Consider the following 10,413-nt stretch of genomic DNA (forward strand, 5'->3'; position numbering starts at 1 on the left):
ACTAAAACAGGAACGCCGTTAAGAAGTAATCGGCCACAAGGACAGAAATACTTGCTGCCACCACGGCCTTTGTTGTCGATATACCCACACCCTTTGAGCCGCCCCTGGTCTCAAGCCCCATATAACAACCGATGAGCGATATAATTAGACCGAACACGGCGGCCTTAATCAATCCGTATGTTAGATCCGTTGTTTCTATGTAAATTTGTATGTTCTTTGTGTATGTTGTGGGGTTTAGCCCCAATATGTTAATGCCCACTATGTATCCGCCTATGTTTCCTATGGCGTTTGATAGGCTTACCAGGGCTGGCAGCATAACCGTTGTTGCTATAACCCTCGGCGCCACAAGGAAGTTTATGGGGTTTACAGCCATGACCTCTAAGGCGTCTATCTGCTGTGTCACCCTCATGGTGCCAAGCTCTGCTGCCATAGCCGACACATTCCTTGCAACGATCATCAATGCCGTTAAAACGGGTGATAGCTCCCTGCCCAGCGAGACGGCAACGGTGTATCCTATCATGCTCTCTGCCCCGAATTTGTGGAATCCGTGATAGATCTGCAAAACCTCGACCATGCCGACAAACATCGAGGTTAGTGCCACAATGAGGGTGGATTTTACGCCTATAAAATACATCTGCTCTGCTGTTAAATGGAGTCTCGGTTTCTCAAATAGCGATTTTATGGTGGATACAAAGAGGATGAACACACCGCCCATCTCCCGTATGAGGTCTATGGTAAACCTGCCAATAGCGGCAATCATCTCCATCACTGTTTATAGACCCTCTTTACCCTTATGCTTTTGCCAATATTTGTCAATATCTCATACGCTATGGTGCCTGCCTTTTTAGCAAGCTCGTCTGCCGTTATGCTGAGCCCGTTCTGCTGGCCCAATATTACCACATCGTCTGAGACCTTAGCGTCTATATCGCTTAAATCACACATAAACATATCCATACAAATAGTCCCTATGGATCTTGAAAACTGCCCATTTACCAGGCATCTAAACCTATTGGATATAGTGCGGGGGAGTCCGTCTGCATAGCCAAACGCCACCACGCCCACCCTCATATCCTTTTCTGCCACAAAGGTTCTCGAATAGCTTATCCCTTCACCCTTCTTAAGAATGTGTATGTTAATCAGTTGTGATTGTATCTCTAAAACAGGCTTTAGGTCAATAATTTTTTTCAACGGCTCCGATGGTGCATACCCATACATGGCAAGACCCGGCCTTACGCAGTTTAGATGTGTCTCCTTTGATGATAGTATAGCCCCTGAGTTGGCTATGTGGGTGAGTCTTGGATATATGCCATAATCGTTGAATAGCGATACTATGTCTTTGAACCTTTTTAGCTGGAGCCTTGTCCAGTCTGCGTCTGATTCTGAGTCGCTGAAGTGCGACATCAATCCGTCTATCTTTAGGTATTTTGAGTTTTTCCTGCACAGCTCTATGGCCTTTTGAACCTCCTCCTCCCTTATGCCAAGCCTGGCCATACCCGTATCAAACTTCAGATGGAGTTTTATGGTTATGGAGTTGTTTTTTGCATGCTCTATGAGCCTTTCTAAGAGGAAGATGTTGTGGGCCACGGGCGTTATGTTGAACTCAAGCATCGTGTTTATATCGAAGGAATCCAGACAGCTCATGGCTAATATGGGTTTCTTTATGCCCCTCTTTCTTAGCATAGCGCCTTCTTTTATGTGGGCTATGCCTAAATAGGCCACATTGGGATAGATCGATAGCTCCTTTGCTATCCTGATGATGCCGTGTCCGTAAGCATCAGCCTTTATCACGGGTATTATGCTTGTGTTTTTGCCCACAAATTCGCTTATCTTTTGAAAGTTGTGGTGAAGGTTATCTAAATGGACAATTGATCTGCTGTGAAAGTTCATCTTTATACCCCGTATGCAGTATACACAAAAAGGCCTTTAAGGTATAGAGGTTTTTTGTATAATTGGGGTTGTGAGGGGTGTGTTGATTGATATTTTTCATAGGCTCTTGGATAGGTATTCGAATCAGAACTGGTGGCCTGCAGATACCAAGGATGAGATCGTTATAGGTGCCGTTTTGACCCAGAATACCGCATGGCGTAATGTTGAAAGGGCCATAGAAAACCTAAAAAGGTCTAATCTCTGCTCGTTGGATGGTATAAACAGTGCAGACATTGATGTGTTGAAGGAGAACATAAAGCCTGCGGGTTTCTTCAACCAGAAGGCCTCCTATCTGAAAAACATAGCCGCCTTCTTTTGTCAGCACGGTGGTTTTGATGGACTAAATAGGCTTGATACGGCCAGGCTTAGAAAGATGCTTTTGTCGGTTAAGGGTATCGGCAAGGAGACGGCCGACTCTATACTGCTTTATGTCTTTGATAGGCCTATATTTGTGGTTGATGCCTATACAAAGAGGTTGCTAAAAAGACACGGCATTGCCCATGAGGCAGAATATGACCAGATACAGAGGATCTTTATGGAGAATTTGCCTTGCGATGTTGGGCTGTTTAAGGAGTATCACGCATTGATTGTGCGCAACGCCAAGGAGTTCTGCAAAACCAGACCAGACTGCAGCGGTTGTCCGTTGGAGGGGTTGTTGTGAAGTTTATAGGGTTAACGGGCTCTATTGCCACGGGTAAATCCTTTGTAGGTGCTATGTTTGGTCAGCTTGGTTGTTATGTAATTGATGCCGATGAGCTTGCCCATGGTGTTTATGCCAAGGGCGAGAAGGCCTATTTTGAAATAATCAAGGCATTTGGCGATGGCGTGCTGGATGAGGAGGGTAATATAGACAGAAAAAAACTTGGCCGAATTGTTCTTAAGGATAGAGAAAAACTAAGACTCCTTGAGGGCATTGTTCATCCCCAGATTGAAAAGAAGAGAAAGGAATTACTCGATGAGATAGAAAAAAGGGATAAAAATGCCATAGTTATATATGATGTGCCGCTGTTGTTTGAGAAAAACTTGGCCTCGCTGTTTGATTGTGTGATCGTTGTCTGGGCTGATGAGGATACCCAGCTTAAGCGCCTCATGCAGCGCAACGGCTTATCCAAGGAAGAGGCCCTAAAGAGGATAAGGCTTCAGATGCCTGTGGATGAGAAGAAGAGATTGGCAGATATTGTTATAGACAACTCAGACGGCATAGAAAGGACAAAGGCTCAGGTTTTGGCTGTTTTTGAGAAGATAAAAAACGGCCATATCTGCTAATAAGTTGCAATTGCAACTAAATCTTTGTATAATCCAACCTAAGCAATAGTTAAAGGACTAAGGATGAGTTTTGTTGCTCTAAGTTTTGTTATATTCTCAGCCCTTATGCACGCCTCATACAACTTCCTCTATAAACGCAGCAAACTTAAAATTATATACCTCTGGAGCATGTTTGCCTTCTCCATAATCGTAATGTCTGCATATTCATTGTTGTTTGGTGGGGGTGCAATCTTTCATAATTTAAGCTCAAAAACGCTTATACTTGCAGCCCTGGCCGCCATTTTCTTTACGCTCTATCAGGTATATACGGGTAAGGCCTATGCTATGGCAGAGGGCGATCTTTCTGTTGTTTATCCGCTGAGTATTACCGCCCCTTTGTATATACCGTTTCTTGCATATGTCTTGATAGGCGAAAAGATTACTGTGATTACATTTACAGGGATAGCCTTAGCCTTGGTTGGGACATACCTGTTGCAGTTGAATGTGCCTTTGAGCCAGTTGAGGTTTAAAAAGATCGATCTAAAGAAGAAACACATTCGCTATGCCGCCTTTGCCGGGTTTATATATTCATTCGGCGCTGTTGTGGATAAGATCGGTGTGGGCAAAAAGGAGTTTTTTATCTATACATACTGGGTTGTGGTGTTTATGTTTATCTATATGAGCCTAAACATACTCCGTAATCGGATTTTAAGAAAAGAGGTGTTTTACTGCGTATCCAGATCAATGGGTTTGGTTATTGCAGGCGGTGTGTTTTTGACCCTATCGTTTTTAAGCTATAGGTATGCTATGCAGCTTGCCTGTGTATCTGCAACGGCTGGCGCAAGACAGATAAGTTCACTATTTGGGGTCTTGATGGGTATATTCATACTCAAGGAGCCCTATGGCTCTTTGAGGTTCTTTGCCACGCTTTTGGTTGTCTTGGGCGTTATATTGATCAAGATCGGTTGATTTCTGTTTGAAGAAATTCTATTGCTTTGTATAATTACACCCTAAGGGGGTAAGATGGGTGAAATAGGAGCTTTTTTAAAAGAGATAGATATATTCAACAATTTTAAGCAGATAGAAGATATAGAGAAGCGGGTTAGAATAAAACATTACTCAAAGAACGAGATAGTTTATCTTGAAGGCGATATTGTTGATAGGTTTATGATACTAAAGAGCGGCAAGATAGAGGTTTACAGGGATGATGAAAGCGGCAAGAAGTTGACCTTGTGGTATATAAGACCAAAGGAGCCGTTCTGCCTTGCCGCATATGTCTTGGGAAGGGCCGTTTCTAACATCAAGTCGGTGGACAGATCGACGGTGTATTACATAAACCGCAGGGATATGGAGTCGATTTTAAAGAAATATCCCGAACTATACCCCAGGATACTCCACCATGTATCCGAGAGGCTTTCTGCAAAGGCCAACATACTCCACAGGGTCGCCCTGGGTAATGCAAAGAAGAGGATCTATGAGGTTTTGATGGATGAGAATTACATCCTCAGCGATAAGGACGGCAATATCATACCGTTAACCCAGAATGAGATTGCATCCCTAAGCGGCGTGTGCAGGGAGACGGTCTGCAGGGTGCTCTCAGAGCTCAGAAAAAACGGTATATTGGATATACACCAAAGGCAGATAGTTTTAAAGGATTTGAAGAAGTTGGAGTACTATTGCGACTCCAACTGACCCTCCTGTGATGTAAATCACATACAAAACCATAGTTTAGATATAAAATCACCCTGAAAACTAAACCTGTAAGGAGGTGGTGTTATGAAAAAGTTTTATGCTTCCGTGGCAATGGCGGTGGTTATAGCTTTTGGTGGCTATAACGCTCAAGCTGGAACCCCTGTTTCAAAGAGGAAGATGGAGATTGCCAAGCAGCATATCCAGCAGGTCAGCGTTCAAGAGGCAGCCAACATGAAAGGTGCTATCTTTGTTGATGTCAGGAGCCTGCCAGAGTATAAGGCGGGGCATGTTCCTGGAGCTGTTTGGGCACCCAGGGGATTGTTGGATTTTAAGGCCTTGAAGTGGTTCCCCGACAAGACAAAGACATACATAGTTTACTGCAAGACCGGTGGAAGGGGCTCAATCTCCACATACGACATGGTTCAGCTGGGATACAAGGCCTATAACCTGAAGGGTGGATTCTTGGCCTGGAAGAAGGCCGGTGAGCCTATAGAGAAGGGTGCACCAAAAGGTATGGGCAAGGGTGTAAAGTAAGCGGGTATGGATAGACCGAACACAAGCCCTTCTTTCTTGGCTGGAAGAAGGGCTTTTTCTTTAGATGTAAAAGGGCTATCGGTGGCGTTGGGCCTGTGTGCCGATCTGCTTTTTTATCCTGATGAGGATATCAGGCAGGATTTGAAGAATCTGTTTGGGTTGGTGAACATTTCCACAGAAGAGGTGGAAGGGTTGTTGGAAGGTTTGAGTTTGGAGGATCTGCAGGCCCATTACATAGCCCTGTTTGATGTAAACAGGGAGAGTATCCAGTGTGTCCCTTATGAATCTTGGTGGCAAAAGGGGCGCCTGATGGGTGATGTTGCGATTGAGCTGAAGGATTTTTATAGATCATGCGGCTTTGATTTTAATGAAGATGAGTTCAAGATGCCTGCAGACCATGTTTCATTGCAGATCGCCTTTATCTGTCGGCTTTTGGATGAAGGTATGGTTGATGAGGCCTGCTTTATGATTAACAAGCATACCGACTGGATAGGCAGGCTTTATAGCTGCGTTGAGCAAAGGAGCAAGATTTATGGTAAACTGCTTCGTATCACCCTTGATCTTATAAACGATATAAAAGAGGGGGAACTATGTCGGAGGGAATCTTAAAAAAAGAGGGTTTTCATTTGGGTAAGTGGCCCATATTCTATGCCGTGCTTTTTGCCATAGGTTTCATTGGGATGGCCAGTGTCTATTTTAAGGGTCAGGAGGCCAGCTATGGCGTAAGCAGGGAGATCTCGTGGGGTCTTCTGATAATAGGCTATTCATTCTTTGTGGGTATAACCACAGGATTGAGCCTTTTGGCGGCTTTTGGTCATCTATTTAAGTTTGAGAGGTTTCATGTTCTATCCAGAAAGATTATGTGGACAGCCTTAAGCTCACTAATCGCCGGTTTCTTCATCATATTTTGGGATCTGGGTGGCCCATACAGGCTGCAGATCTTGAGATTCGTTGTCAACATAGTGCCGTTTCACTGGACATCTCCTATATGGTGGATGTCTGTTTTGTATGCAATGGAGCTGCCCATATTGATAATAGAGGTGCTTCTGCTTATTGCCAATAAGGAGAAATACACATTCATAGCAAGCATTTTAGGGTTTATCGTGGGTATAAGCGCCTATAGCAATATGGGTTTTGTTTTTTCTGCCAACATTGCAAGGCCGTTCTGGCATGGGCCTTTCATACCGCTGTTCTTTATACTGTCGGCCATTGGATTGGGTGCAGCGGTGGGTTTGATTATCCTGTTTGTAAACAGAGGTGATTTATCTGATGAGAAATATCAGCAGACGCTTGAGGTTTTTTCAAAGACGCTATTTATAGTGATACTGGCCATAGCGTTTGCAAAGGTCTGGAGAACGGTGGGCCTCCTCTATGGAAGACAGCCCATGACCTATGAGGCGGCAAGGGAGCTGGTTGCAGGGTCGCTGGCCTTTAACTTCTGGTTCTTTGAGGTTATTATGGGTATTTTGATACCATTTATCCTGCTTCTGTTTAGCCGCTTCAGATCAACCGTTCTATCGCTTATTAGTGCGTTTTCTGCCATAGTGGGCATATTCTTTATGAGGTATGACTCCATAATCGCCGGGCAGGTTGTGCCTGTGAATGGCGTCTATTTCCCCAAGCCTGAGATACTCCACTATGCACCGTCGATTTCGGAGATAAGCCTCTTTATATGTTCTATAGGGGTTTTAGGTTTAATGTATACACTTGGAAGTCGTATTCTCCGCTTAGAGGAGGAAGAACATGGCTAAAAATATATCAAGAAGGGCTTTTATAAAGACATCACTGACAACCGCAGCTGTAGCTGCGACCATAGGCGGTATGCCCAAAGGCTCGAAGGCCAACTCCAAGATCGATGCATACAACAAGAAGATGCTCAAATACGACAAGGGTAAGACGAGCTTTACCTTCTGCGAGATGTGCTTTTGGAACTGCGGCGTGATAGCTCACACTCGAAACGGCGTTGTTCATAAGTTAGAGGGTAATCCTTATAACCCCAACAACAGGGGGCATCTGTGCGCAAAGGGCAATTCGGGTATCTTTTCTTTGTATGACCCGAACAGGCTGAAATATCCCTTAATCAGAACGGGAAAGAGGGGAGAAGGGAAGTTTAAAAAGGCCTCGTGGGATGAGGCTTTTGATTACATAGCAGAGAAGCTAAAGACCATAAAGGAGAAATACGGACCCCAAAGCCTGGTTAGCTTCTTGCACGGCACGGGTGAGGAGCCGTTCATTATCCTATCTCACGCCTTGGGCACGCCCAATGTCGTAATACCCGCCTACTCCCAATGCATGGGCTCAAGGGAGGTTGGCTGGGTTTTGACATACGGCACGGGTGTATCGGGTCATTCCACATTTGACCTTAAGAACTCAAAATACATCATCTCTTTTGGAAGAAACCTTTTAGGCTCCCTTCAGGTAAGGGAGGCTGAGGATGCCACAGAGGCCATAGCACGGGGGGCAAAGCTTGTTTATGTGGATCCACGCTTCTCTGAGACGGCATCCAAGGCCTATAGATGGTTGCCCCTAAAACCCGGAACGGATCTTGCCTTGATATTGGGTATAATCCATGTGTTGATCAGGGATAATCTGGTGAATTTAGATTTTGTTGAGAAGTATTGCTATGGCTTTGGTCAGCTGTCTGAATTCATAAAGCAGTATACACCTGAGTGGGCATCCTCTGAGACCGGAATAGATGCAAAAACCATCCAGGCTATTGCCTGGGAATATGCCGAGAATATGCCCCATGTATTGGCAGTGCCGCCAAGGAGATTCTCAAGATACGGAAACGATACCCAGACCTCAAGGGGAATAGCCATACTCAACGCTTTGGCTGGTAATTGGGGTGTGCCTGGTGGAATCTGGGAAAGGAGCAAGTACAAATACATAATAGCCAATTACAACAGGAGTGACTGCGATATAAGGGAGGTTGAATTCAGGCCTCCAAAGGAGGATGAACCGCCAAGACCAACGGTTGAAAGGGCAGACGGTGCTGGAAGCCTCTTTCCGCTTGCTCCCAAGTCGTTGGGCAGGGAAAACGGCATAATAGAGGCCACATTAAGCGGTAAGCCATACCCCATCAAGGCGTGGTTGTTGTATGGCACAAACCCCATAGGCTCAACGGCCATAGGCATGAATAGGTTGGTTGATGAGGTTTTGCCAAAGCTGGATCTAATCGTTGATATAGACATAATACCCAACGATATAAGCATGTTTGCCGATGTTGTGCTCCCAGAATCCACATATCTGGAAAGATACGATCTGCCCCACATACAAAAAGATGCCTATCCGTTTATAGCAATAAGGGAGCCTGCAGTTAAGCCTCTGTTTGATACAAAAGGGGCTTGGGAGATTGCAAAGGGTATAGCAGAGAGGATGGGATGCGGTGAGTACTTCAAGGAGAGTTTAGAGGAAAGGATAGAGAAGGTTATTTCCCAGCTGCCTAAGGATAAGCAAAAAGAGCTTAAAGAGAAGGGCGTAGTTGTATATGAGGGCGTCGAACCGTTCCCGCAGGCAGCAGGCAAGCCGTTGAGGTTTAAAACGCCAACGGGTAAGATCGAGCTTTACTCCACAAAGCTCGATAGGTTTTATAAGGAGAAAGGTGATTCGTATTATCCTCTTCCCAAATACACACCGCCTCCGACATCTGAGCAGCCTGGCACCTATAGGCTGCTGTTTGGAAGGGTTCCTATGCATACCCATGCAAGAACGCAAAATAACGGCATGCTTGCTGAGATATACCCCGAGAACGAGGTGTGGATCAACGAGGAGGAGGCAAGGCGCTTGGGCTTGAGTGAGCATGATGAGGTTATGCTTTACAATGTCAAGACCAAGGTCGAGGTTGGGCCGGTTAAGGTAAAACCCACAAAGAGGATAAGGCGTGATTGCCTGTTTATAGCCCACGGTTTTGGTCATATATCTAAATTTCTTGAGGTGGCTTACAAGAAGGGTGTCTCCGATTCTATGCTGTGCAGCGACGGTGTTGACCCGATCAGCGGTTCTGCTGCGTTAAATAACGGTTTCGTCAAGATAAAGAGGGTCAGGGGGTAATTTATGGAAAAGACAAAGAGGAAACATAGATATGCAATGGTTATTGTTCAGGATAGATGTATAGGGTGTATGGCCTGCTATAGCGCCTGCAAGGCCGAGTGGAATGTGCCCTTAAACAGGGAGATGTTCAGGACTGAGGTTTTGGAGATTGAGTCTGAGAAGGAGGACGGCACCCCCAAGGTGGTTTTTATGCCGATACTCTGCAACCACTGCGAGAATGCTCCCTGTGTTGAGGTTTGCCCAACAGGTGCGAGTTATAAAAGGGAAGAGGACGGCATAGTTCTTGTGGAGCCCTCCATGTGTATAGGGTGCAAGGCCTGCATGGAGGCCTGCCCCTATAACGCAAGGTATTATAACGAGGAGCTAACGGCTGTTGATAAATGCACATTCTGCCTGCCACGAATCAGCAATGGTCTTGAACCGGCTTGTGTGGCAACCTGCGTTGGAGAGGCTCGAAATTTTGGCGACTTGAACGATAAGGATAGCAAGGTTTCCAAATTGTTGAGGGATGCAAAGAAGGTTTGGAAGCTCCAGGAGGATAAGGGCACCCAACCCAATGTGTATTATGTTAGCTTGAACTATTAAATGGAGGTGGAGGAATGAAGGTTAAAGGCATTATTATAGCTATAATCGTTTCCCTGATTGTTGGCGGTTTCATGGTAAAAACAAAGGCTTCACAGTCTGAGCACTATAACATGAATCAGGCTTTGTGCCAGAAATACATAGAGATGTCAACCCAGGCTTACAACAAGGATGATCTGTACAGCGCCAAGCTTTATGCCCAGAAGGCGGTTCAGGAGAATCCGTGGTGCAAGGCCGCCTGGGATAATTACAATAGGATATTGATTAATATCACCGGAGGGGATATAAATAGGATACCTGAACCAAAGAAGGAGGAGGCAGCACCAGCTGCTGAGGCACCGACTGCCGGAGGCGAAGAGGAAGAGATAGAGGGCTGCTAAGGGT

Annotated in this window: 12 protein-coding genes; 10 read left to right on the forward strand and 2 right to left on the reverse strand. The window is 45.3% G+C overall.

Annotated elements, in window-relative coordinates:
- Position 1: 1 nt before the first annotated feature.
- Both D891_RS0101120 and alr read right to left on the reverse strand, forming a co-directional pair.
- Entirely contained in the window at positions 2-766 is a 765-nt protein-coding gene (locus D891_RS0101120) for an MlaE family ABC transporter permease (protein WP_025209204.1), read from the reverse strand.
- Positions 766-1,887 carry an alanine racemase gene (gene alr / locus D891_RS0101125; RefSeq protein ID WP_025209205.1) on the reverse strand — a complete coding sequence of 374 codons (1,122 nt, stop codon included), beginning with the start codon at positions 1,885-1,887 and terminating at the stop codon, positions 766-768. Before alr ends, D891_RS0101120 begins: the two co-directional genes overlap by 1 nt.
- Before the next feature lie 70 nt (positions 1,888-1,957).
- Between alr and D891_RS0101130 the strand changes: the two genes are divergently transcribed.
- The 10 genes from D891_RS0101130 to D891_RS0101175 all read left to right on the forward strand — a co-directional run bounded on the left by D891_RS0101130 (position 1,958) and on the right by D891_RS0101175 (position 10,409).
- Entirely contained in the window at positions 1,958-2,587 is a 630-nt protein-coding gene (locus D891_RS0101130) for an endonuclease III domain-containing protein (RefSeq protein WP_029951874.1), read from the forward strand.
- Entirely contained in the window at positions 2,584-3,192 is a 609-nt protein-coding gene (coaE, locus tag D891_RS0101135) for a dephospho-CoA kinase (protein WP_025209207.1), read from the forward strand. The genes D891_RS0101130 and coaE overlap by 4 nt, the downstream gene beginning before the upstream one ends.
- A 63-nt stretch (positions 3,193-3,255) precedes the next feature.
- Positions 3,256-4,140: a DMT family transporter gene (locus tag D891_RS0101140; RefSeq protein ID WP_025209208.1), complete on the forward strand. Its 885-nt coding sequence runs from the start codon at positions 3,256-3,258 to the stop codon at positions 4,138-4,140.
- Positions 4,141-4,194: 54 nt separating this feature from the next.
- Complete coding sequence (locus D891_RS0101145) at positions 4,195-4,863, forward strand: Crp/Fnr family transcriptional regulator (protein WP_025209209.1); 669 nt, start codon at positions 4,195-4,197, stop codon at positions 4,861-4,863.
- An 84-nt stretch (positions 4,864-4,947) separates the two neighbouring features.
- Complete coding sequence (locus D891_RS0101150) at positions 4,948-5,397, forward strand: rhodanese-like domain-containing protein (RefSeq protein ID WP_025209210.1); 450 nt, start codon at positions 4,948-4,950, stop codon at positions 5,395-5,397.
- Between the two features lie 6 nt (positions 5,398-5,403).
- The gene (locus tag D891_RS0101155) at positions 5,404-6,006 is read left to right on the forward strand and encodes a TorD/DmsD family molecular chaperone (RefSeq protein WP_025209211.1); all 603 of its coding nucleotides are present in this window, start codon (positions 5,404-5,406) and stop codon (positions 6,004-6,006) included.
- Positions 5,988-7,148 (forward strand): NrfD/PsrC family molybdoenzyme membrane anchor subunit, encoded by a 1,161-nt coding sequence (nrfD, locus tag D891_RS0101160; protein WP_025209212.1) that lies wholly within the window; start codon positions 5,988-5,990, stop codon positions 7,146-7,148. The genes D891_RS0101155 and nrfD overlap by 19 nt, the downstream gene beginning before the upstream one ends.
- Positions 7,141-9,447 (forward strand): molybdopterin-containing oxidoreductase family protein, encoded by a 2,307-nt coding sequence (locus D891_RS0101165; RefSeq protein ID WP_025209213.1) that lies wholly within the window; start codon positions 7,141-7,143, stop codon positions 9,445-9,447. The genes nrfD and D891_RS0101165 overlap by 8 nt, the downstream gene beginning before the upstream one ends.
- 3 nt (positions 9,448-9,450) lie before the next feature.
- Positions 9,451-10,032: a 4Fe-4S dicluster domain-containing protein gene (locus tag D891_RS0101170; RefSeq protein ID WP_025209214.1), complete on the forward strand. Its 582-nt coding sequence runs from the start codon at positions 9,451-9,453 to the stop codon at positions 10,030-10,032.
- Between the two features lie 14 nt (positions 10,033-10,046).
- Complete coding sequence (locus tag D891_RS0101175) at positions 10,047-10,409, forward strand: hypothetical protein (RefSeq protein ID WP_025209215.1); 363 nt, start codon at positions 10,047-10,049, stop codon at positions 10,407-10,409.
- Positions 10,410-10,413 lie beyond the last annotated feature (4 nt).

The sequence above is a fragment of the Hippea sp. KM1 genome (genome assembly GCF_000526195.1).
GTDB lineage: Bacteria > Campylobacterota_A > Desulfurellia > Desulfurellales > Hippeaceae > Hippea.